Source organism: Bacteroides sp. 1001302B_160321_D4, from assembly GCF_015667765.1.
GTDB classification, from domain to species: Bacteria; Bacteroidota; Bacteroidia; order Bacteroidales; family Bacteroidaceae; genus Bacteroides; species Bacteroides xylanisolvens.
This window is the reverse complement of the sequence record NZ_JADPLO010000002.1, coordinates 1-25,525: the sequence shown is the minus strand read 5'-3', so window position 1 is coordinate 25,525 and position 25,525 is coordinate 1. Positions and strand designations below refer to the sequence as shown.

The following is a 25,525-nucleotide window of genomic DNA, read 5'->3' as shown; positions in this document are numbered from 1 at the left end:
AATTAAAAGTTGAGAAATAACAGTTAGCCTCTTTTTTGCTCAATGTCGAGTCCTTTGAACTTCCTCAATTCTTCGGTCGATACCAGTTTATACAGCTTGTCACTGGGACGTATCTTATCCGATTTCATGGAGAAATGCTGTCCCTTCTTCACTGTTTGCACAGATTCCAAGTCAACACGAGCTTCTTCCAAAGTCATAAATAGGGCACCGGTAGTCGGCCCTGTAATGAGAAGCTTATCGCCTACACTTACTTCAGCCGCTTCTACCAGGAATTCGGAAACTCCGATATTAGAGAAGTATTTGATACCTTTACCTACATAAATCTTACGTTCCGTAGCTGCCGAACCATAATTCCTGGTCCATTCGCCCAAACGCTGTCCCAAGTAATATCCATCCCAGAAGCCACGGTTGAATACGGTTTTCAGGCGTTCATCCCAAGCCGCAATCTTTTCATCGGTGAATGTTCCATCCAAATAAGCCTTGATAGCTTCTTTGTAACATTCAACCACCGTACGTACATATTCAGGTCCACGGGCACGGCCTTCAATCTTGAATACACGTACACCGGCATCCAACATTTTATTCATAAAATGGATGGTCTTCAAGTCTTTCGGTGACATGATATATTCGTTATCAATATCCAGTTCCACATCCGTTTCCTTATCACGAACCGTGTAAGAACGACGACATACCTGCATACAAGCACCGCGATTGGCCGAATGATTCATCTCATGTAAAGAGAGATAGCATTTACCCGATACTGCCATACAAAGCGCGCCGTGGCAGAACATTTCGATACGAAGTTGTTCGCCGCTCGGACCACAAATATGTTCTTCCTGTATCTGACGATAAATCTCGGCCACCTGTTCCAGATTCAACTCACGGGCCAATACTACCACATCTGCAAATTGCGCGTAGAATTTCAAAGCCTTCGCATTGGAGATATTCAACTGGGTGGAAAGATGCACCTCCTGCCCTATCTGACGGGCATAATTCATCACTGCCACATCAGCTGCAATTACCGCAGAAATTCCTGCTTCCTTGGCCGCATCGACAATGGTATGCATCAGAGGGATATCTTTATCATAGATAATCGTATTGACCGTCAGGTAGCTCTTCATCCCGTGCTCATCACACGTACGGGCTATTTCCCGCAAATCATCAATTGTGAATGTATTAGCCGAACGGGCACGCATATTCAGGTTTTCTATACCGAAATAGATAGAATCGGCACCTGCCTGAATGGCCGCAGCAAGAGATTCGCGCGAACCCACAGGAGCCATTATTTCAAAATCTTTCAAACTAAGACTCATAGAATATATACTTATTTGTATCAGTTAAGCAAATGAATGCGTACAAAGGTAGGCTTTTTTCCGTATTTTTGCAGCGAAAACAAGAAGTTACTTCAATCATAAACAGTAAATAGCAGATTCATATATGAAAATAGCCCATATAGATTTAGGAAAACACCCCATCTTACTTGCCCCGATGGAGGATGTAACCGATCCGGCTTTCCGCCTGATGTGCAAGAAATTCGGAGCAGATATGGTGTACACCGAATTTGTATCGAGTGACGCACTAATACGCGCTGTCAGCAAGACTGCGCAGAAACTAAGTATCAGCGATGCAGAACGTCCTGTCGCCATCCAGATATACGGGAAAGATACAGAGACAATGGTGGAAGCTGCCAAGATTGTAGAGCAGGCACAACCTGACATTCTGGATATTAACTTCGGATGTCCCGTGAAAAGAGTAGCTGGAAAAGGTGCTGGAGCAGGTATGCTACAAAATATCCCCAAGATGCTGGAGATCACCCGTGCTGTCGTAGATGCGATGAAAATACCCGTAACAGTGAAGACTCGTTTGGGATGGGATGCAAACAATAAAGTAATTATAGAATTAGCGGAACAATTGCAAGATTGTGGCATAGCCGCATTGACTATACATGGCCGTACCCGCGCACAAATGTATACCGGAGAGGCGGATTGGACACTGATAGGCGAAGTGAAGAATAATCCGAGAATGCATATTCCCATTATCGGTAATGGAGACGTGACCAATCCTCAACGCTGTAAGGAGTGTTTTGACCGTTATGGAGTAGATGCTGTAATGATCGGTCGCGCCAGCTTCGGTCGTCCATGGATATTCAAGGAAGTAAAACACTATTTAGAGACAGGTGAAGAATTACCTCCACTTAGTTTTGAATGGTGTATGGAAGTACTTCGTCAGGAAGTGGTAGACAGCGTTAATCTGCTCGATGAGCGTAGAGGTATTTTGCATGTACGCCGTCATCTGGCCGCAAGCCCTCTATTCAAGGGAATCCCTAACTTCCGCAACACACGTATTGCGATGTTACGAGCAGAAACAAAAGAAGAGCTTTTCCAGATATTTGATGAAATCACTTCCCAACGCAAAGAAAATCCGGAAATTTAAATCAACACCTATTATATCTATTCTTCAGGAACTTGTACTTGTTCCTGAAGAATAACATGATCTAATTAAAACGTCAAGGTCTTTGGTTTCTATTTAAACATCGGCTGCGCAAACCACTTTTTAAACATCCAGGTTACGACTACATACAATAGGAATGCAGAGAAAAAACCAACAATGGCATCAATCACATAATGCGCCTGAATATATACGGTAGCCCCACAGAGCAACATATAGAAAGGTATAAGACAGGCAAACAACTTCTTGCTGCCACGCCAAGCCATAATCATCAGAATAGTAGAAATGCCTACATGCGAACTGGGGAATGCCGCCGTAGGGCGTTCACCCACTTGCTGCGAGCCTTCCACCAAACTATAAAAAAATCCGTGCTGATAGCCCGGTCCGGGAAGCAACTCCTGATTATAATTGAAATAATCACCAATAGCAGGGAAAATACCTTTAGATACATTATCAATACCAATGGCAGGAAAATAGAATTGAGGGCCTGCAACAGGAACGAATATATAAATCAGATAGTAAATAAAGAAAGAAGTGACAAGCACAAAAGACATCTTCTCGAACCACTCAAATTTATAAATGAAATAGAATAGAGCCACAATCAGCATCATCGGATAATAAAAGAAATATCCCATATTGAATGCCTCGCTGACTATAAGATGTGGAAACGTATGGCAGAACCAAATAGCAGGCTGACCATTGAAAATAAACTGTTCGGCAGTTGCAAATACATGATCTAAATTCGGAAAGAAACGATTGAACTCGAAAGTATCCGGATACCAGTAAGACAGCAGACTCATCTGAATAACAATACGCACAAACGCCGAAAATTTACAGGGAGCAAGACGATAAAGATACATCAATAAAAAAGTCATTGCCGCGATCATAGCCCTATCCAGCAACATGTGCCATGGATGATCCATCCGCTGAAACAGGAACAGAATCAATATGGAAGTCAACAGATTATAAATCAATGTAATCTTTTCCACAGCAAACAACCCTTTCCGGGTTTCTATGCGCTTAAATAAGTCTAAAGCCATCCTTCATTTTTATACCAGGCAATGGTTTCCCGAACTCCCTTTTCCAAATCATATTCGGGCACATACCCCAGTTCATCCATTACCGGGGTTATATCGCATTGCCAGTTGCGTTGTTTCATTATCTTATATTTATCCGAATTCAGGGTACTGCTCCTCCCGGAACGTGTAGCAATGAATTCAGCGAACAAAGATATAACTTTTAGCACAATTAATGGACATTTCAAGTGAAGAACAAACGGATTACCCAATTCTTTTTGTATCAGATCCGAAAAGGCACGGCTTTTATAAACTTTCCCGTCTGTCAAGAAATACGCCTTACGAACTACTTTTTTCTCTATTCCTAGGAAAATAGCCTGCACAATGTCTTTTACATACACAAAAGTCAAATCCTGACGACGGAAACCGACCGAAAAATCAACGTGTTTCTGGATAGACTTTGCCATCAGATAGTAATCAGCTTCACGAGGTCCATAGACTCCTGTAGGACGATAAATGACATAAGGGAAACCGGGCATACTCTGAATATACAACTCCGCTTTCAGTTTACTCAATCCATAAGCAGTATTGGGTACCGCAGGGTCGTCCGCTTTTATCGGAGTATAGTCCTTCTCACGTACAGGTCCGAACACACTCAATGTACTGATATAGATAAACTGTTTCGGAACCATATTCAGCTCCTTCAACGTATCGATAAAATATTTGGTCTGAAGATAATTTACATAGTCAAAAGAGTGCTTGTCGGGGCACTTTGTAACACCGGCACAATGAATGATATAATCAAATTTGTTGTAAGTGCCTTTATGCCCGGAGAGTTGGGCACGAAGTTCATTAGGGTGCGCAAAATCCAGTTCCAGAAAGTGGATTTTCCGGTTTTTCAAATACCGCTTGCTACTCGTAGAACGAATCCCGGCCCACACACCAAACTTTCGCTTCAACGCTTCCTCCACGATGAAACTGCCGATAAAACCACTCGCGCCTGTAATTAAAATACTCTCCATTATTACTTTTCAGGTCCTACATGAATATTAATTGAAAAAATATGATGCCACAAAGATACGATAAATATAAAATAAAAGCCATTTTGCTTTTCTCAATTATTATTTGTTTATTTGCAACGCGATTTATTTACTATTCAACACTTTTAAAGCACGTGGAAGATAAGGCCGATTTTGATTTTCTTTTTAAAGAGTACTATCCTCAACTTTATTATTATGCATTTCACCTGATTAATAATATGGAGGCTAGCAAGGATATCGTAAGCGACGCCTTCGAATTTATTTGGGCCAATTATGCAAAAATAGATAAAGCCACGGCTAAATCTTATCTATACATTTACGTTCGCAACAAAAGCATTGACTTCCTGCGACATCAGAATACACATGAACAGTATGTACAAATCTATTCCGAACTGACCAAAAGTTATGTTGAAACGGAATATCTGGAGCAAGATGAAAGAATGATGCATATCAGCAAGGCAATGGAAAAACTGACTCCACATACCAGGCATATTTTAGAAGAATGTTATATTCAGCGCAAGAAATATCAGGAAGTAGCAGAAGAATTAAATATCAGTGTCAGTGCAGTCAGGAAGCATATTGTGAAAGCATTACAGGTGATACGTGAAGAATGTGCAAAAAAATCATAAATCAGGTATCTTTATTTTATGATTAAACGTAATATAAATAAGTATGATACAGTCAAACAGTGATGAATAAAGATATTGACAATATAAATAATACAGATGAATCTGTAGAGAAGGCGCTCGACATCATGGAGAGTTCTTCAGAGATAAACGACGAACAGCTGCAGGAGATGCTTAAAGATAAAGAAGTCCTGCAAGCTTGTCGCGACATCATGGATAGTAGTCTTTTCCTACAACAAAAAGGAGGAATAGAACTTCCTAATGTAGAAATGGAATTGGAGCGATTCAAGAAAAAACAACATTCGACACGAATGCGTTCCAATCTCTGGAAGATAACTATCGGAATAGCCGCCATGATTACCGTTCTATTCGGGAGTTACTATTTAATTAATAGCCTGACAACCCCTGCACTCGAACCAATCACTGTATTCACTGCTGATACTACTCCCCAACATATTGTTTTGCAAAAAGATGACGGAGAAAAAATTGTGTTAGACGAACCGCAGTCAAACAATCAAGTCCTGCCTAAAACCGCCATCGCAAAGTCTGAAAAAAAAGAGCTGGATTATAGGCAAGTCATCTCAACAACTACACAGACACATGTACTTACCGTACCACGAGGTGAAAGTTTCAAAGTGGTATTATGTGACGGCACAGAAGTCTGGCTGAATGCTAATAGTAATTTTGTTTACCCTACAGCCTTTATTGGCAACGAGCGTATCGTTACTTTAGAAGGCGAAGCTTATTTCAAGGTGGCCAAAGACGCCAAGCATCCCTTTATTGTAAAAACCAAGACAGTCCAAACCCGCGTTCTCGGCACGGAATTCAATATACGTAGCTATACTCCCGAAGATACTCATGTAGTACTTATTAACGGGAAAGTAGAAGTAAGTAACACAAAAGGAGGATCATATACCCGACTATATCCGGGAGAAGACGCACACCTGCAATCTGATGGAAATTTCGTTCTAACAGAAGTAGACTTAGACTCTTACGTCTATTGGAAAGACGGCTATTTCTATTTTGACAATATTACATTGAAAGATATTATGCAAAACTTAGGACGCTGGTACAATGTAAACATAGAATTCAGAAACAAAGGAGCAATGACGTATAAAATGCACTTCATATCCGATCGCACTAAAGATTTAGAGCACACAATCTCATTGCTTAACAGAATGAAAAAAGTCACTGTCACCTTGCAAGGCAATACGCTTACCATAGACTAGGTTTTTATTGCATAAGTATAACAAATCTATGCAATAAACAATAAAATATCACTTTTATTAAAAAATAAATCGCAAAAGGGGTATCCATTTTCTTTTCTCATACGCATTAGTTATATAAACATATCCAAATAGTGTTATTAAAAACAAACGTATGAGAAATAATTGGAACTTATTTATTGTGTGTTTTCTATGCGTATTGTGCTTCCAGCCTTACCAAGTTAATGCTCAAACGCAATCACAAAAGAAAATCACGATTGAGATTAGCAACGAACGATTGCCATCCGTACTTAAACGTCTGGAAAAACTCTCCGGCTACAAAATCCTATTTACGTATGACGATGTCAAGAAATTCACCGTTTCCGGCTCTGTCAAAGATAAGAGTATAGAGCAGACTCTCGATATTATCTTAGCCAATAAGCCACTAGAATACCATATTGAAGATCAATTTATCACAATTACTTCCAAAGGTCCTTCCAAACAAGCGAAAGTATTCAATGTAAAAGGAGTGGTAATTTCCGGTGATGACGGACAGCCTCTCATCGGTGCAACTGTTGTCATCAAGGGAAGCAAGTCCGGTGTATTAACAGACATAGACGGAAAGTTTTCGATAGAAAATGTATCCAATAAATCCCTGTTACAATTTTCTTATATAGGAATGAAGCCACAAGATCTGACTCCTACCCCAACTATGAATGTTACATTAATGCCTGATGTACAAACTTTATCAGAAGTAGTAGTAACAGGTATGCAAAAAATGGATAAACGCCTGTTTACAGGAGCAACCAAACAATTGTCCGCAGATGAAGTGAAACTAGATGGTTTGCCTGATATCAGCCGTGGACTTGAAGGACGCGCCGCAGGCGTATCTGTACAAAATGTTTCCGGCACGTTTGGTACTGCCCCGAAAATCCGGGTACGCGGTGCCACATCTATTTTCGGTAGTTCAAAGCCATTATGGGTAGTAGATGGAGTCATCATGGAGGATGCTATTGACGTAGGTCCGGATGACTTATCTTCAGGAGATGCAGAGACGCTAATCAGTTCAGCCATTGCCGGGTTGAATTCAGATGATATCGAGAGCTTTCAAATATTGAAAGACGGATCAGCAACCTCTATCTATGGCGCACGAGCCATGGCAGGGGTTATTGTAGTAACAACCAAGAAGGGAAAAGCCGGCGTTAGCAAAATGAGCTATACCGGTGAATTTACAACCCGTATGATTCCCAGTTATAAAGAATTCAACATTATGAATTCGCAGGAACAAATGGGAATCTACAAAGAGATGGAGCAGAAAGGATGGCTTAATAACAGCGATACTTACCGTGCCAAAGATAGTGGTGTATATGGACGTATGTATCAATTAATCAATCAATATAACCCGGCTACAGGACAATTCGGACTTGCCAACACGCCGGAAGCACGTAATGCTTACCTGCGCGAAGCGGAAATGAGAAATACCGACTGGTTCAATACCTTATTTTCCAACAACGTTACACAAAACCATTCGGTCAGTATCACTTCCGGAACTGAAAAGTCTTCATTCTATGCTTCATTAAGTGCGATGTCAGATCCGGGATGGTATAAACAAAGCGAAGTAAAACGTTATACTGCTAATTTAAATACAACATATAATATATATAAGAATTTATCTATAAACCTGATCTCCAGTGCTTCCTACCGTAAACAGAAAGCCCCCGGGACACTAAGTTCAGAGGTTAATGCAGCAAGTGGAGAAGTTACCCGTCAGTTTGACATCAATCCCTATTCGTATGCACTAAATACATCACGTGCACTAGATCCAACAGTTGACTATACAGCCAACTATGCACCGTTCAATATCCTCCATGAATTGGATAACAATTATATGGATTTGAATGTAGCTGATGTTAAGTTTCAAGGAGAAATAAAATGGAAAGCACTTCCGGAGTTAGAGCTAAGTGCATTAGGAGCAGTCAGATATCAGGCTTCTTCACAAGAACACAATATCAAAGATCACTCGAATCAGGCAACCGCTTATCGCACAGGAATGGACGACGCTACCATTCGTGACGAAAACAACTTATTGTATACCAATCCGGATAATCCGTATGCTTTGCCTATCAGTATACTACCGGAAGGAGGTATTTACCAGCGTAAGGACTATCGTATGTTGGGGGTAGACTTCCGTGCCACAGCATCCTGGAATCATTTATTTGCAGAAAAGCATATAACCAATCTTTTCGCCGGTATGGAAGTAAATGATTTGAAACGTATGCAAAATTATTTTCAAGGATGGGGAATGCAATATACAATGGGTGAAATACCATCGTATGTATATGAATTCTTCAAGAAGGGCATTGAATCCGGTGAAAGCTATTATGGATTAAACCATACAACAACAAGAAGTGTAGCAGGCTTTGCCAACGCAACTTATTCTTATGATGGACGTTATACAGTAAACGGAACATTCCGCTATGAAGGCACCAATCGCATGGGAAAAAGCCGTTCTTCCCGCTGGCTTCCTACATGGAATATGTCAGGAGCATGGAATGTACATGAAGAAAATTTCTTCAAGACATTCAGCTCTGTACTGTCACACTTAACATTCAAAGCATCCTACTCTTTAACAGCCGATAGAGGACCGGAATATGTGACCAACTCACATGCCATAATTACTAGTTATTCACCATTTCGTCCTTTCACCAGCGGACAGGAAACAGGACTTTATGTATCTGATCCTGAAAACAGTGAATTAACCTACGAAAAAAAGCATGAGTTGAACATCGGTGCCGACATGGGATTCTTAGACAACCGGATCAATTTTTCGATCGACTGGTATAAACGCAACAACTATGACCTGATTGGTATTACCCCGACACAAGGAGTAGGCGGTTCTATCTACAAATATGCCAATATAGCTTCCATGAAATCACATGGTATCGAGTTCACCATTTCAAGTAAGAATATCCAGTCGAAAGACTTTTCATGGCATACAGACTTCATCTTTTCCAAAGCAAAAAATGAAGTTACAGAACTGAATGCCCGTTCCAGCGTAATGGATTTAGTTTCAGGTTACGGTTTTGCCCGTCAGGGTTACCCGGTACGTGGTTTGTTTTCCATTCCATTTGTCGGCCTAAATTCAAATGGTATCCCGATGTATAATATCAATGGAAAAATAACCAGTACCGATATTGATTTTCAGACACGTGACAACATAGACTACCTAAAATATGAAGGTCCTACTGATCCTACCATAACAGGAAGTTTTGGTAATATTTTCACTTATAAAGCATTCAAACTGAATGTATTCATCACCTATTCATTTGGTAATGTAGTACGTTTGAATCCATGTTTCAGCTATCAATACAGTGACTTATCTTCTATGCCACGCGAATTCAAGAATCGCTGGACAGTACCGGGTGATGAGAAACGCACGAATATCCCCGCTATTATCTCGAAACGCCAATATGAAGATAATAAAGATTTAATGTATGCATATAATGCCTACAATTATTCTACAGAACGAATTGCCAAGGGAGACTTTATCCGTATGAAAGAGATATCCTTGTCCTATGACTTCCCCCAATCATGGATTGCACCAGCAAAGATATCTAATTTATCTTTGAAACTTCAGGCTACCAATTTATTCCTGATTTATGCAGATAAAAAACTCAATGGACAGGATCCGGAATTCTTCAATACCGGTGGAGTAGCCTCCCCTGTACCTCGTCAGTTTACATTGACTCTTAGATTAGGATTTTAACCATTCAGATAATTATAAAAATGATGAAATACAGAAACGTCTTATATACAACACTCATTTCAGCTCTATGCTTGGGAACAACTTCCTGTAGTGACTTTTTAGATGAAATGCCGGATAACCGAACCGAATTGACTACTGAAGAAAGTATTACTAAAGTTCTGGTATCTGCATATCCTATGACTACCAACTGCCATATAGGAGAATTTTACAGTGACAATATCGATGAAAATAGCAGAGCATACAGCTACCTTTTCCGATTAAACGAACATTTGTACCGTTGGCAACAAACGACTGAAGAAAATCAGGACTCTCCTCATGCTTTATGGAATGACTGTTATAACTCGATTGCATCAGCCAACCAAGCCTTGGCAGCTATTGAGCAGATGGGAAATCCTCAATCATTATCAGCCCAAAAAGGCGAAGCTTTGATATGCCGTGCATACAATCATTTTGTATTAGCTACCACATTCTGCAAAGCGTATGGTACAAATGGGGACAAAGACTTGGGTATACCTTACATAAAAGAACCGGAAACATCTGTAAATCCACAATACTCACGCGGAACAGTTGCTGAAGTATACAAAAATATTGCAGCCGATTTAGAAGAAGGGCTACCTTTAATTGATGACAATATTTACTTACGGGTAAAATATCATTTTAATAAGAAGGCTGCTTATGCATTTGCAGCCCGCTTTTATCTATATTATACACAACCGGATTTTTCCAACTGTCAGAAAGTTATCAATTATGCCAATATAGTACTCGGTAATAATGCGTCCCAATATTTACGTGACTGGGCTGCATTAGGAGCTTTATCTCCCAACAAGAATATACAGCCGAACGCTTATGTTGATGCAGATAACCGTGCCAATCTAATGGTAATATCAGCAGCTTCATATTGGCCATTGGTTTCCGATCCGGGTTATGCCAACTGCGAAAGGTATTGCATGAACAATATTACTGCTTCGGAAAGTTGTAAATCCGAAGGTCCATGGGGAGATCAGTCAAGTTATCATCAGATCCCATTTTCACCCGGTGGCTCTATAAAGAACGGATTCCGCCGCTTAGTTATCTATCAGCAATTCACGTCGGGCAACAGTTGGATCGGCTACATGCTGTATCCTGCTTTTACCACCGACGAAGCATTGCTTTGCCGAGCTGAAGCCTACACGTTACTAAAACGTTATGACGAAGCTGCCGCTGATATAGATGCCTGGCAGAAAGCCTTTACAAAAAACACCCAAACTTTGACCAAGGAGACAATCAATGATTTTTATGCCCGACTAAAATATTACACACCGGAAGCTCCGACAGTAAAAAAGGAATTGCATCCGGATTTTGTAGTAGAAAAAGGAATGCAGGAGAATCTAATACATTGTATTCTACATGCAAGACGTCTGCTAACCTTAGAAGAGGGGCTTAGATGGCAAGATATAAAACGCTATGGCATTATAATCTACCGCCGCTATTATGAAGGTTATACTTTGGTGAATATCACCGACAAGATGGACACGAATGACCCTAGACGTGCAATTCAGCTACCGGCCAGTGTCATTACGGCAGGTATGCAACCAAATCCAAGAAATGACTAAATAACTTTAGGAGGAAAAAAATATGAAGAAATACATCATATACAGTTTAATCATAACATTGACTTGCGGACTGGGTGCTTGCAACAATGACGAAGACGTAGACAAAGCAAACAGCATTTTCTCCACAGAAGAAGTAGATCGCAACCCATTCGACAAGTGGATATTAGGCAATTATACCCATCCATACAACATTGCATTAAAATATCGCATGGAAGATAACGAGAGCGATATGACACACGTATTAGCGCCTGCCGAATACAAAAAGTCTGTGGTACTGGCTAAAATTATCAAACATGTGTGGCTGGAAGCATACGATGAAGCAACAGGCAATCCGAACTTCTTACGCCAATATATTCCTAAGACAATCCACTTTATCGGTTCCCCCGCCTATGAAGACAATGGAACTATGGTATTAGGAACAGCTGAAGGCGGCATGAAAATTACATTATACAATGTAAATGACATCAATCCCGACCAAATAGATATTAACCTGTTAAACGACTACTATTTCCAGACAATGCACCATGAGTTCGCACATATTCTGCATCAAACTAAAAACTATGATCCGGCCTTTGACCGTATTACGGAAAATGCCTACATCGGTAGCGACTGGTATATGGTGGGAGCCGACCGCAATGCATGGCAACAAGGATTTGTCACTCCTTATGCAATGAGTGAATCACGTGAAGATTTTGTGGAGAACATCGCAGTGTATGTCACAAATACCAAAGACTACTGGAATAACATGCTGCAAAATGCCGGTGAAAACGGCCGTACACTCATAAAGCAGAAATTCGAAATAGTCTATAGTTATATGGAACAAACCTGGGGAATCAATCTGGACGAATTACGCGAGATTGTTCTACGACGCCAAGATGACATAGCAAACGGCTATGTAGACTTAAGTATTATTGAATAAAATATGAAAATTATGAAGAAATATCTATCCATATACACACTTCTGGCATTGGCCTGCATTGTTTTGCAATCTTGTCTTTTCTCCGAAGAAGAAATATTCGACGAATCATCTGCCAATAGAGCCACAGCCGATGTAATCAAATGCCAGGAGATTCTTAAAGATGTGCCGAACGGCTGGAAACTGGAATATTACATAGGAAGCAACTATTCTGCAGGTGCAGTCACTTTACTAATGAAATTTGACGGGAAGCAGGTAGAAATGGCTTCGGAAACAGGCGCAGAAAGCTATAAACCGGGAACTATAATAACCTCTCTGTATCAAGTAAAATCGGAACAAAGCACAATGCTCACTTTCGATTCATACAACCCACTAATCCATATGTTTTCAGGTCCTTTAGGCCTGAACATGAACCTAGGAGGGGATTACGAGTTTATTATAATGAGCGCAACTCCCGACAAAGTAATTCTGCAAGGAAAAAAACACAAAAACATAATGGAGATGACGCCTATGCCCAAAGATATACCATGGCGTATTCAGATTGAAGATATCATTAACATTGAGAAAGATGCTTTTCTAAATACATACCGCATGGAGAAAGGCGGACAAGTACTGAATTACTTTATACGCAACAATGGCACAATGGCTACATTCTCCGCTTACAGCGCCGATTATAGTAGTGCAAGAAGTTTACCCTATATCTACACAGAAAAAGGATTAAAGTTACAATCCCCGTACAATGTCAACGGACTTGAAGTCCAAAACTTCAAATGGGATAGAAAGTCCAGACTATTTGTTTGTACCGACGCAGGAGCAACTGACATCGTACTTAAAGAATATTATCCCGAAAACTATCTACAATATGAAGACTATATCGGTACCTACACTGCAACGATTGACGATTATGACGAAGGGCCAACTTCGCAATCTGTAACCATCTCTCCTAAAGTCAGAGGAGAAAGTTATACACTGAAAAGTATTGGCGGATTCAACTTCACCCTCCAGTATGACAAAGCCAGCGGAAAACTAGTTTTAGATTCACAAAGTATAAGTTCGACTTCTTCATCGTCTTATTACTTTGCGTGCGCGGCAGGTGTGGAAGGCTATGCCCACACAGAATTAAGTCTGCCATCACGCCTACGCAACGGATTGATAAATGTGACGACAAACAGCAACCCTTTCACTTTTTACTTTGCGGATAAAGCAAGCCAGGAAATTACATCATTAATAATCTGGGCTTATTCATCTGATGAATATTCAACCTCCGGACTAATGGGTTACTGGAGCTGGTATAACTCAATCTTAATGGTAAAAGAAAACGAAAGTAATTAATACGATTATGAGAAAGCTTTTTAATATATTCTTATTTGTACTTTGCATCGTAGCAATAGCGGGATGCAACGATACGGAAAGCAGCGAATCCAAGTTAGAAATCAAAGCTGTAAATACTAATTTCCAAGCTACCGGCGGAAAAGGATACATACAACTTCAGTCAACAGGGAATATAACAGCAGATGTTGACGTCGATTGGTGTGTGCTGAAAGAAGTAAATCCTAATGAAGTGGTATTCGAAGTAAAAGAAAATACCGGGTACTCCGGTAGAAATGCTTTATTGACAATCAGTAACGGAGTAGAGACAGAAGCATTCAACATCAATCAATCCGGAGCTGTTTTCATCTTCGGCAAAGACGAATGGATGCTCCGTACCGACAATAAAGCAGCTACTCTGCCAATAAAACTACAAAGTTCTTTCGATTATACAATAGACATACCCGCAGAAGCTCAAGAATGGTTGTCATTTGAACAGAATGCGAAGGGAATAAATTTCAAGGTAAAAGAAAATACCTCCGGAAAAATGAGAGGAGCTATTGTCAATGTGGCAGCAAAAGACAGATCGGCTTCTTATCAGGTAATACAATATGATGTTGACGAACTTACCGGAACCTGGCAAGGCATGTTTTCAGACGGGCAAATGAATTACGGTTTGAAAGATGTCAGCATTGAAAAACAGGAAGACGGAACATACCTGCTTTCAAACATTCTAACCGGATTGCCTTACAAACTGAAAGCAAAAGCCATAGACAATTGCCTGGCTTTTGGAGCCGGTCAAAACCTAGGAGTCTTCGAGGACAATTTATATCTCTCATTCGAAATTCTTAGCTCTGACCTATATTATGTAAAAGATCCTTCTGTAACAATCTCATTAGGCCCCGTAATGTTAACAGACGGAACATTCGTTTTCGCTTTTTCCGGAATAAAAGAGAGTGATCCTTTCGGTTTTGTTTTCCGGGTATATGAAGATGCAAAACTACAGAAGGTTATAGACAATCTGTCCATTTTTATTAATTGTATTCTATTTAAAGAAGACATAATCCAATAACATATGAAAAAGATACTATTAACTAGCTTTATCGTGGCATTAGGATTACTTGGTGCAAGCTGTAAAGATGACAACAGCACCGCAGGCGGAGGAGGAGAAATACTTCCGGACCAACAGGTAAGCTGTGAGATATTTATGCCGACTAACGGAGAAACCGTTATAATATCAGACAAACTGATTATCAGAGGAGAAGGAACGACTAACTATGGTAAAATTATCTCCGCTGAACTTAAAGTAGGAGGAGAAGTTATTACCGACATAAGTTCGGTTCCATTCTACTATGAATACACTTTCCCCAAGGAAGCTGAACCAGGAAAGTTGAAAATTGAATTAGCAGTCAAAGGAGATCATGAAGGCAGTGCTTTGGCAACTATTACTGTCACAACAGAACTCGGTGACAGACCTGCACCACCTCAAATCGGAGAAGACCTCACAGATACACGTGATGGAAATGTATACAAGACGGTACAACTTGCAGACCAGTTATGGATGGCAGAAAATTTACGCTATTTACCGGAACAGAATTTTGATATATCGTCAACAGATCCCAAATATTATGTCATGTTCGACAGTGATATCAAAACAGAATTGGGAAAAGCTTATTTGAAAGCTTATGGAGCCTACTATAACTTACCTGCAGCACTTCAAGGCGAAACAGCGTTAGGAGAAGATGAAACACGGAATATAAAAGGTGTTTGTCCTGACGGATGGCATATTCCTTCACAAAAAGAATGGCAGACATTATCTAAATATGTTTTAGACTCCGGCATGGCCGCTATCATGAATGATGGTCAGGTAGACGAAACAGCCATAGCAAAAGCTTTAGCTTCAACAACAATGTGGATGCTGCCGGAATATACAGAAATAGAACCTCAACCAACTTGGGTTGGCGTAGAAATGGAAAAGAATAATGCAACCTTATTCAACGGTTTACCCATCGGATTCCGTGCATGTGCAGGTGACGAAGACTGGATGCATACCTGCTACAGTGCCGGCTGGTGGAGCTCGACAGCCGGAGTACAAATGGGACCTGAATTCGGTATCACCGTACGTTTATGGTCAGACCTCCACACATTTGTAACCAATGCAGAATTCAATCCCGGAGTAGGTCTTCCTGTCCGTTGCATCAAAGACTAACTATTATATTATTACTCACTAAATATAAATACATTTATGAAAAAATTTGGATTCTTTTTATTCGCAGTCTTAGGACTAATTGCTTGTAGTGACGACAACAACGACCCTACTCCCGAGCAACATGTAACATGCTCCATATCTGCACCTGCTGAAGGAGCTACGGTAAACATTGCAGAAAAAATGACAATCAAAGGAGAAGCTACGATTGACTTTGGTGAAATCTCAAACGTCACATTAAAAGTAGGAGGCAAAGCTATATCAGAAGTTACCGCAGTGCCTTTTAGCTATGACTATACGTTTGAAGCCAACCAAGCTGAAGGAGCACTGAAAATTGAATTAACTGTCAAAGGCGACCAAGGCACTACGGCAACAAGTGAAGTTAATGTCACATTACAAAAAACAAAACCAACTCCTGAACCGGAAGAAGGAAAAATGATTGACCCACGAGACAATCATGAATACAAAATTGTTACGATTGGTGAACAAATATGGATGGCAGAGAACTTGGCCTATTTACCATCAGTTAGCAAACCGGAAGCTGCCGCTACTAGTGATGGAGATCCACTCTATTTTGTTTTCAACTATGATGGCGAAGATGTAAATGCAGCTAAAGCCACGAAAGAATATAAAACATACGGAGTCTTGTATAATTGGTATGCCGCTATGAACCAAAAGAATGCAACAGGTGGAGATGCAGAAGCCATACCAAGTGGTATCCAAGGAATCTGTCCTAGCGGATGGCACCTGCCAAGTAAAGCAGAATGGAAAAAGCTAGAAAGTTTTGTTGCTAGTGAATTAGCACCAGTTGAAGGTAACGTATGGACAGATGAGGATGGAAATAAGTACTCTGATAAAGATTGTAAAAACGTCTGGTCAGCATTAACAGGAAAACTTGATACTGACGGTTGGGGAGAATCTGGCATGATAGATGAAAATCCTGACCTTGCTAATGGCCCGCGTGATACCTATGGCTTTAATGTTATACCTGCTGGACAATGCTATCATAGTGGAGGTTTTGAAACACCTAAGTCAAAGAGTAGAACAGATTTTTGGAGTACAGACCAAGCTACTTATGGAGCAGGAACTGTATATTTCAGTAATATGAGCTATGGATTAGGTTATTCTTCTGATAAAGGAGGAATACAAGAAAAACGCGGTCTTTCGGTACGTTGCGTAAAAAATTAGTTATAAACAAGTATTCATCAATTAGTTCATTACAGAATTAATAAATTCTCTCTTAAAGATAAGGGAAGCGTGTCAAGAGATATACTTCCCTTTTTATGTGCCTCTCTACACAGGAAATAGTGAAAATGCAATATGTAATTATGACCATAACGAAGGTATTCTAATTTTATTCTCTCTCTCTTTATAAACCCGACCAGCCTCCTTTTCCGAATTGATTCAGAAAAGGAGGCTTTCTGTTTCAAAATCTATGAAATATCAAGTAACACAAAAAGTTTTGTCCTCATTCAGAACTATCAAGTCCAAAAATTTGTTTACTTTGTAGGTTGAACTACTAATAAATTCCATATAATATGGCAAAAAAGAAAGAAAAGAAAGAGAAAAAGGCCGGCAAAAGAATGAGTAAGAAAGAGCTGGCAGCATTATTAATAGACTTTTTCCATGCCAAATCCAGCGAGACCTTGAGTATGAAATATATATTTTCAGAACTGCGTCTCACCACCCATCCGCAGAAAATGCTATGCGTCGATATATTACATGACCTTTTAGCTGACGATTATATTTCCGAAATAGAAAAAGGAAAATTCCGTCTCAACAATCATGGAACGGAGATGACAGGCACTTTCCAACGGAAAAGCAATGGTAAGAATTCATTTATTCCTGAAGGAGGAGGCGAACCGATATTTGTGGCCGAACGCAATTCGGCACATGCCATGAACAATGACAAAGTAAAAATTGCTTTTTATGCCAAACGGAAGAACAGAGAAGCAGAAGGAGAAGTAATAGAAATACTGGAACGTGCAAACGATACTTTCGTCGGCACACTGGAAGTAGCCAAGTCATACGCATTCCTGGTGACAGAGAACCGTACACTTGCCAATGATATTTTCATTCCGAAAGATAAGCTGAAAGGCGGTAAAACCGGAGATAAAGCCATTGTGAAAGTAACCGAATGGCCGGACAAGGCTAAGAATCCTATCGGACAAATAATAGATATATTAGGTCAGGCTGGTGACAATACCACAGAGATGCACGCTATTCTTGCGGAATTCGGTCTGCCGTATGTATATCCGAAAGCAGTAGAAACAGCAGCAGACAAGATTCCTGCCGAGATTTCAGCAGAAGAGATTGCCAAACGCGAAGATTTCCGTAAGGTAACAACTTTCACCATCGACCCGAAAGATGCCAAAGACTTTGACGACGCACTTTCCATCCGCAAACTGAAAGACGGATTATGGGAAGTGGGTGTACACATTGCCGACGTGACACATTACGTAAAAGAAGGAGGAATCATCGACAAGGAAGCAGAAAAACGAGCAACCTCCGTTTACCTGGTAGACCGTACCATTCCGATGCTTCCCGAACGGCTGTGTAACTTCATTTGTTCACTCCGCCCGAACGAAGAAAAACTAGCTTTCTCCGTTATCTTCGATATTACGGAAAAAGGAGAAATTAAAGACTCACGCATCGTACATACGGTTATCAACTCCGACCGTCGCTTCACCTATGAAGAGGCACAACAAATCATAGAAACAAAAGAAGGAGACTTCAAAGAAGAAGTGCTCACATTAGATACCATTGCCAAAGCACTGCGCGAAAAACGTTTCTCTGCAGGAGCCATCAACTTCGACCGCTACGAAGTGAAGTTCGAGATTGACGAAAAAGGAAAACCAATCAGCGTTTACTTCAAGGAGTCAAAAGATGCTAATAAACTGGTGGAAGAATTCATGTTGCTCGCTAACAGAACAGTGGCAGAGTTTGTAGGTAAAGTGCCCAAAAATAAAAAGCCCAAAGTGCTTCCCTACCGTATTCACGACCTGCCCGATCCGGAGAAGTTGGAGAACTTGTCACAGTTCATTGCCCGCTTCGGCTACAAAGTGCGCACAAGCGGAACGAAGACGGATATCTCCAAATCCATCAACCACTTATTGGATGACATTCATGGAAAGAAAGAAGAGAACCTGATTGAAACGGTATCTATCCGCGCCATGCAAAAAGCACGTTATTCAACTCATAACATCGGTCACTACGGACTAGCTTTCGAATATTACACTCACTTTACTTCTCCCATCCGCCGTTTCCCGGACATGATGGTACACCGTTTGGTGACGAAATATATGGACGGAGGACGCAGCGTATCCGAAGCCAAGTACGAAGACCTCTGCGACCACAGCTCGAACATGGAACAAATTGCAGCCAATGCCGAGCGTGCTTCCATCAAATATAAACAGGTGGAATTTATGAGCGAACGTCTGGGGCAGATTTACGACGGTGTAATCTCCGGCGTAACCGAGTGGGGACTTTATGTAGAACTGAACGAAAACAAATGTGAAGGTCTGGTCCCTGTTCGTGATCTGGATGATGACTACTACGAATTCGACGAGAAGAACTATTGTCTTCGCGGACGCCGCAAAAACAAAATATACAGTTTGGGAGACGCTATTACTGTTCGGGTAGCTCGTGCCAATCTGGAAAAGAAACAATTGGATTTTGAATTAATAGAAAAGTAAAAGTTTGAATATTCAAGCAAACTGAAAAGCTCATTCAACCCCTGATAACATTAGTACAGAAATACGATTGATTAGATAAATCTGTGAAAGTAACGAGAAAAAAGTTCGCATAGATTTGTGTAATCAGTCGTAAGTCTGTACTTTAGCGTATCATTTTGATTATTCTTACTATTATAACATTCATATATCCATGAAGACTATCATTATCGAAGACAAACAACGAATCGAGTCCATTATCCTGCATTGCGATGCCTGTTTTGTGGGCATTACAGATTTAGAAGGTAATCCCTATGTAGTTCCCATGAACTTCGGTTATGAAAATGGTATCATATATCTGCATTCAGGTCCCGAAGGCAGCAAGTTAGAGATGTTGGAACATAATAATAATGTATGCATCACTTTCAGCCTTGGACATAAACTTGTCTACCAACACGAAAAGGTAGCCTGCAGTTACAGTATGCGTTCCGAAAGCGCGATGTGTCGGGGGCAAGTAGAATTCATCGAAGAGATAGACGATAAACGTCGTGCACTGGATATTATCATGCGTCATTATACAGACAACGCATTCAGCTATTCCGATCCTGCCGTACGTAACGTAAAAGTGTGGAAAGTAGCTGTCCGGCAGATGACAGGAAAAGTATTCGGTCTGCGAGCCAACGAAAAGCCATAAAACAGTTTCCGGCTTTCGGCTAATGAATTTAACTTCATGTGCCACACCCGTTTAAGAAACGAATTCAGCATTCAAGAAGCATGACGGAGTATCTCCAAGCAAATTTCTCTAAACAAAAGTTTAGAATACTTTTACCCTCACACCCTCATCCTCTGCTTGTATCTCTTTATCCATCGGCATTACAGGTGTGAGGGTAAAGGTGATAGTAAGTGAGGGTAGGCAGTTACCCTCACCCTGTTTCATTCTAAATGTTGTCCTACTTCCTTGTATTACATAGGAAGTGCAACCGGTATATATCTATTATCCCTTCATTATCCATCCGTTAAACCACCGATATAGTTAATTCACCACAGCCGTGGTGAGATCTTCCCACAGCTGTGGTAACTTCTCTTCACGGCCGTGAAGAGAAGTCGTCACGGCTGTGGGAAGCTAACTATATCGGTAGTCTGATGCAAGAAGAGCGGTAACTTAATACAATAATAAAGGGGAGATAAGGTATTCTTCCCTGCTTCATAATATCCATTCTCCCTATACACCAGTACCAAGACAGCCGTTTATAACATGATTATTAGGAAGATTTACTGAATATTCCTTCTAATTTCACACCCCTATTCTGTTGGGATTTTCTAAAGAAACTTTATCTTTGTAATGTCAACAATTAAAAGAATATGGTTCGTTTTAATCTTGTTATCACCTTACTACTAATGATAAATATGGCTGTCAAAGCCGAACTGACCAACCGGATGTTCGATGTCAGGCATGTAGGCTATGCAGAAGGCCTTAGTAGTCAACGTGTTTTTTCGATTGTCGAGGATGGAGACGGTGCTATGTGGATTGCTACAAAAACCGGAATAGACAGATACAACGGTCATACGGTAAAGAACTATGATTTGCCGGGCAGTTTCTATTATGGCGATCTTGCCGGACGCAGGCTTTACTTATTGTACGACGCACAACAAGGACTGTTTGCCTACGACCATACCGGACGAATTTACCGATACTCCACCATCCTGGATCATTTTGAGCAAGTCCTCCACCTGGGACAATTGATTCAGGAAGAAGTCATCTTGAACAAACTCTGTTTGGATAGTGACGGAACCTGGTGGATGGGGGCGGATAAAGGACTATACAAGCAAGAAGCGGACCATCGTATAGTTGCCGTGCTGAAAGGACAATATGTCAACGACATCGCATTTGCCGGCGAGTCGCTTTTTGTAGGCACTTCTAACGGAGTCTGGCAACTGTCACACGCCCTGCCGGGTAAGAAACGCCAGCTGCTGGAAGGGTGGAATGTACAAACATTGTTCTGCGACAAACCGAAAAAAGAACTCTGGATAGGCACATTTGGCAGCGGTTTGTCTGTGATGAACCTCGACACTTCCAAAGTGCTTGCGCTGGAGGGACAAGGGAGCACGTTCCTTCATCCGATACGGGCAATTACAGACTATGATGTACATACCATACTCATAGGCGTGGACGGTGGCGGTGTGTATGCGATAGACAAGGACACCAAGAAAGCCCGTTTACTGATGAATACCAAAGATGACACAGATACTTACCTGCGCGGAAACGGCGTATATGCCGTAACCAGAGACGATCAGGGCAACATCTGGATAGGTAGTTATACGGGAGGTGTATCCGTGGCTATCCTGCTGAAACATCCCATTTCGATATTAGCACACGAAAAGGGAAATACCCATTCTCTCATCAGCAACAACGTGAATGATATCGAAGAAAACCCGGATGGCAACCAATGGTTCGCTACCGATGATGGAATCAGCATCCGAAACACCCTGTCAGGCACCTGGAAACACGTGCTGAAAGAAATCGTAACCATTTCTCTTTGCACATCCGGAAATGGGAACGTATGGGTAGGAACGTACGGAGACGGAGTGTATCTATTGGATAACAACGGATGCGTGTTACGCCATCTCACCAAGCAACAAGGGCAATTGACCACCAATTATATTTTCTCCGTCAGACAAGACATGGAGGGAGACTTATGGATAGGAGGTCTGGACGGATGCCTGATCATGTTTGAAAAAGAAAAAGGCAGCAGACGGTCTTTCGACGTGAATTGGGTACAGTCCATTGAACCTATCGACCGAAACCGGGTAGCGGTGGCTACGGTCAACGGTTTTTTCCTGGTGGACAAACATACAGGGAATATACAGCACTATGCCAATTCCCAGGAATTTCACAATCAGAATGTCAGTGCTTATATCATCTCTATGCTGTTCAATGACGACGGAACCGTGTGGCTGGGAACCGAAGGGGGAGGATTGAATCTATATGACATGAAAAACCGGACGGTAAAGACTTTCACTGTTCAAGAGGGATTGCCGTCCAACGATATATATAGTTTGCAGCGAGACGACAAGAAACGCTTGTGGGTCAGCACCGGAAAAGGAATTGCCTTGATAGACAGCCTGCGCGTGTCGAACCTCAACTATGCGGGCAATATAGACAAGGAATATAACAAATCCTCATTTGCCCGGTTGATGAACGGCGAGTTCGTGTATGGCAGCACGGATGGCGCTGTCTTTATCATGCCACTCGACATTTCAACCGTAGACTACTGGACGCTCCTGCGTTTCACAGGGCTGACAGTTGATTATCAAAACGTCCAGGAAGAAGAATCGTTGAAACCTGCCATCCATGATATGCTTGCCGACCGTGCGGTACGGCTCGGCTATAAATACAACTCGTTTACCGTTTCTTTTGAATCTATCAACTATCGTTTCCAGCGCGATATTGTCTATCAGCATATTTTAGAGGGGTATGACAATGACTGGAGCAAACCGTCTGCCGAGGGCAAGGCATCCTACACCAAGGTATCGCCGGGCACTTATCTTTTTAAAGTGCGCAGCCTGCGACGCAGCGACGGAAAGACTATCTCCGAAAGCACCTTAGAAGTGAAAGTGAGCCAGCCATGGTGGAACTCGTGGTGGGCTTGGACTATTTACCTATTTATAATAGGCTTCGTTTTCTATTTCATCCTGCGCTATAAGAGCAACCAGCTCCAAAAGAAATACGACGAAGACAAAATACGTTTCTTCATCGACACGGCGCACGACATTCGCACGCCGGTAACGCTTATCATGGCGCCACTGGAGGATTTGAACCGGGAACAGGATCTCTCGGACAAAGCCCGTTATTACCTGAATCTGGCCCATGAAAGTACCCAGAAACTCCATTCGCTCATCACACAGTTGCTCGAATTTGAAAAGGTAGACGCCCACAAGCCATCCTCTTCATCGGTTCCGCTTTGTCTGAATGAAGTTTTGCTGAAAGAAGTCTCCGTCTTCCGGTCTTTTTGCGAGAAGAAGCAGTTGACACTGAATCTGACCCAACCCGACGAATCCGTTTTCGTTTCGGCCGACAAACACCTGATAGAGATGTTACTCGACAATCTTCTTTCCAATGCCTGCAAATACACCATGCCCCAGGGAGAAATCAGTCTGGATTTGAAAGCCACGAAACGCAAAGCCATCCTTTCGTTGAAAGATAACGGAATAGGCATACCGAAGAAAGCGAAAAAGCATATCTTCTCCGATATTTACAGAGCCGAAAATGCCCGGCAGTCACAGGAAGAAGGAACCGGATTCGGACTGTTGCAGGTGCAACGCATTGTAAAGATGCTGCATGGAAAAATCACTTTCTGTTCCGAGGAGGGCAAGGGAACTACTTTCATCGTAACATTGCCGCGAACCACCACCGTAGCCGAACCCGTGTCGCACGAATCATCCCTCGAACACCTTGCCGGCACATCGGATAATAACAGCCCCGAAACGGATAAAATGAAAGATCCGGACGACCGGAATACATTGCTCATTGTAGAAGACCACGAAACTCTCCGTCACTACCTCCGCCAGACCTTTGAACACCTCTATCGGGTGATTGATGTTGCCGACGGACACGAAGCTATCGCCTGTCTCGCCAATGAATATCCGGACATCATCCTCTCCGACGTCATGATGCCCGGCATACGGGGTGACGAGCTTTGCAGAATGGTCAAGGAAAATCCTGACACATCAGGTATTCCCGTCGTTCTGCTGACGGCAAAGGCTAACCACGAAGCAATAGTGGAAGGATTGAAGAAAGGCGCGGATGATTATATCCCCAAACCATTCAGTACAGAGATACTGAAATTGAAAGTACAAGGATTGATTGACAATCGAAACAGGCAACGGCAGTTTTTCATGCGGCAAGCCATCGCTCAAGTAGAGGCGGGCGGCAAACGTGACGACAATGAAAGCAATGAAAACAATGAAAGTATCGACAACAAAAACGTAACGACAGCAAGCGAAACAATGGCCGAGGGCGACCGTCGGTTTATCATGCAAGCTACCCGGTTTGTTCTTGAACATTTGGATGAACCCGATTTCAACATCAATCTCTTGTGCCATGAAATGGCAATGAGCCGGACACTATTCTACAGTCGCCTTAAATCACTGACGGGAAAAGGGCCGCAAGAGTTTATCCGTATCATCCGGCTACAAAAAGCTGCCGAACTGCTGAAAGAAGGTAAAAGCGTAACCGATGTCGCCGCCGAAACCGGATTTGTCAACACGAAGTATTTCAGTTCATTGTTCAAGAAACAATTCGGGATGCAGCCAAGTAAATATAGTGGGAAGTAGACAAGCATTCATGTTCGGTTTTGAATTAGAATTAGCTCGTTTCCGGTACAGTAATGAACTGTTTCAGCCTATTCTGACAAGGGTATATTCTCACTGCAATGAGAAAAAGTTCTCATTGTAATGAGTATTTCTTCTCATACCTATGAGTATTTTTTCTCATAGTGATAAGTATACTTGAGAATGTTTACGGAAGTCTTTTTGAATTATAATTGTATGAGTTTACCTCATTTCCGTACCGTTCTTAATTAAATGGGAATTTTGCAGTTAAATGAGAAATTATCGGTTAAATGAGAATTTATCGGTTAAATGGGAATTTTGCGGTTAAATGGGAATTTAGCAGTTAAATGGGAATTTATCGGTTAAATGAGAATTTATCGGTTAGGCTGAAAGCCTTACA

General features: G+C 41.5%; 17 protein-coding genes. 13 read left to right on the top strand and 4 right to left on the bottom strand.

Annotated features, from left to right (window positions below; translation table 11 throughout):
* Positions 1-23 precede the first annotated feature (23 nt).
* Positions 24-1,313 (bottom strand): peptidase U32 family protein, encoded by a 1,290-nt coding sequence (locus KFO40_RS00885; protein WP_211145985.1) that lies wholly within the window; start codon positions 1,311-1,313, stop codon positions 24-26.
* Between the two features lie 124 nt (positions 1,314-1,437).
* Here KFO40_RS00885 and dusB point away from each other — a divergent pair, with 124 nt between their 5' ends.
* Positions 1,438-2,433 (top strand): tRNA dihydrouridine synthase DusB, encoded by a 996-nt coding sequence (dusB, locus tag KFO40_RS00880; RefSeq protein WP_211145984.1) that lies wholly within the window; start codon positions 1,438-1,440, stop codon positions 2,431-2,433.
* 89 nt (positions 2,434-2,522) lie between these two features.
* Here the strand turns inward: dusB and KFO40_RS00875 are convergent, their stop codons facing one another.
* Positions 2,523-3,488, bottom strand: coding sequence for a phosphatase PAP2 family protein (locus KFO40_RS00875; RefSeq protein WP_049701384.1), 966 nt, complete (start codon positions 3,486-3,488; stop codon positions 2,523-2,525).
* Positions 3,479-4,486 (bottom strand): NAD-dependent epimerase/dehydratase family protein, encoded by a 1,008-nt coding sequence (locus tag KFO40_RS00870; protein ID WP_128859556.1) that lies wholly within the window; start codon positions 4,484-4,486, stop codon positions 3,479-3,481. The genes KFO40_RS00875 and KFO40_RS00870 overlap by 10 nt, the downstream gene beginning before the upstream one ends.
* A 44-nt stretch (positions 4,487-4,530) precedes the next feature.
* Here KFO40_RS00870 and KFO40_RS00865 point away from each other — a divergent pair, with 44 nt between their 5' ends.
* The 11 genes from KFO40_RS00865 (at position 4,531) to KFO40_RS00815 (ending at position 20,488) form a co-directional block, all read left to right on the top strand.
* Entirely contained in the window at positions 4,531-5,133 is a 603-nt protein-coding gene (locus KFO40_RS00865; protein ID WP_128859567.1) for an RNA polymerase sigma-70 factor, read from the top strand.
* A gap of 62 nt (positions 5,134-5,195) precedes the next feature.
* The gene (locus KFO40_RS00860; protein WP_128859555.1) at positions 5,196-6,359 is read left to right on the top strand and encodes a FecR family protein; all 1,164 of its coding nucleotides are present in this window, start codon (positions 5,196-5,198) and stop codon (positions 6,357-6,359) included.
* Between the two features lie 151 nt (positions 6,360-6,510).
* Positions 6,511-10,101: a SusC/RagA family TonB-linked outer membrane protein gene (locus KFO40_RS00855; RefSeq protein WP_008023436.1), complete on the top strand. Its 3,591-nt coding sequence runs from the start codon at positions 6,511-6,513 to the stop codon at positions 10,099-10,101.
* A gap of 23 nt (positions 10,102-10,124) precedes the next feature.
* Positions 10,125-11,693 (top strand): RagB/SusD family nutrient uptake outer membrane protein, encoded by a 1,569-nt coding sequence (locus KFO40_RS00850; RefSeq protein ID WP_008643928.1) that lies wholly within the window; start codon positions 10,125-10,127, stop codon positions 11,691-11,693.
* A gap of 22 nt (positions 11,694-11,715) precedes the next feature.
* Complete coding sequence (locus tag KFO40_RS00845) at positions 11,716-12,612, top strand: putative zinc-binding metallopeptidase (protein WP_211145983.1); 897 nt, start codon at positions 11,716-11,718, stop codon at positions 12,610-12,612.
* A 12-nt stretch (positions 12,613-12,624) separates the two neighbouring features.
* Positions 12,625-13,941 carry a DUF4302 domain-containing protein gene (locus tag KFO40_RS00840; RefSeq protein WP_049702221.1) on the top strand — a complete coding sequence of 439 codons (1,317 nt, stop codon included), beginning with the start codon at positions 12,625-12,627 and terminating at the stop codon, positions 13,939-13,941.
* A 7-nt stretch (positions 13,942-13,948) separates the two neighbouring features.
* A complete protein-coding gene (locus tag KFO40_RS00835) occupies positions 13,949-14,989 on the top strand; it encodes a BACON domain-containing protein (RefSeq protein WP_128859554.1) in 1,041 nt (346 codons plus the stop codon).
* A 3-nt stretch (positions 14,990-14,992) separates the two neighbouring features.
* Positions 14,993-16,126, top strand: coding sequence for a fibrobacter succinogenes major paralogous domain-containing protein (locus KFO40_RS00830; protein WP_128859553.1), 1,134 nt, complete (start codon positions 14,993-14,995; stop codon positions 16,124-16,126).
* 36 nt (positions 16,127-16,162) lie between these two features.
* Positions 16,163-17,311, top strand: coding sequence for an FISUMP domain-containing protein (locus KFO40_RS00825; protein WP_211145982.1), 1,149 nt, complete (start codon positions 16,163-16,165; stop codon positions 17,309-17,311).
* A 350-nt stretch (positions 17,312-17,661) separates the two neighbouring features.
* Positions 17,662-19,818: a ribonuclease R gene (rnr, locus tag KFO40_RS00820; RefSeq protein ID WP_008023447.1), complete on the top strand. Its 2,157-nt coding sequence runs from the start codon at positions 17,662-17,664 to the stop codon at positions 19,816-19,818.
* A gap of 190 nt (positions 19,819-20,008) precedes the next feature.
* Positions 20,009-20,488, top strand: a complete 480-nt coding sequence (locus KFO40_RS00815; RefSeq protein WP_087318990.1) for a pyridoxamine 5'-phosphate oxidase family protein — start codon at positions 20,009-20,011, stop codon at positions 20,486-20,488.
* Positions 20,489-20,608: 120 nt separating this feature from the next.
* Here KFO40_RS00815 and KFO40_RS25800 read toward each other — a convergent pair whose 3' ends face one another.
* Positions 20,609-20,731: a hypothetical protein gene (locus KFO40_RS25800; RefSeq protein ID WP_255299338.1), complete on the bottom strand. Its 123-nt coding sequence runs from the start codon at positions 20,729-20,731 to the stop codon at positions 20,609-20,611.
* A 425-nt stretch (positions 20,732-21,156) separates the two neighbouring features.
* Here KFO40_RS25800 and KFO40_RS00810 point away from each other — a divergent pair, with 425 nt between their 5' ends.
* Positions 21,157-25,128, top strand: a complete 3,972-nt coding sequence (locus KFO40_RS00810; RefSeq protein ID WP_211145981.1) for a hybrid sensor histidine kinase/response regulator transcription factor — start codon at positions 21,157-21,159, stop codon at positions 25,126-25,128.
* The last annotated feature ends 397 nt before the right edge of the window (positions 25,129-25,525 follow it).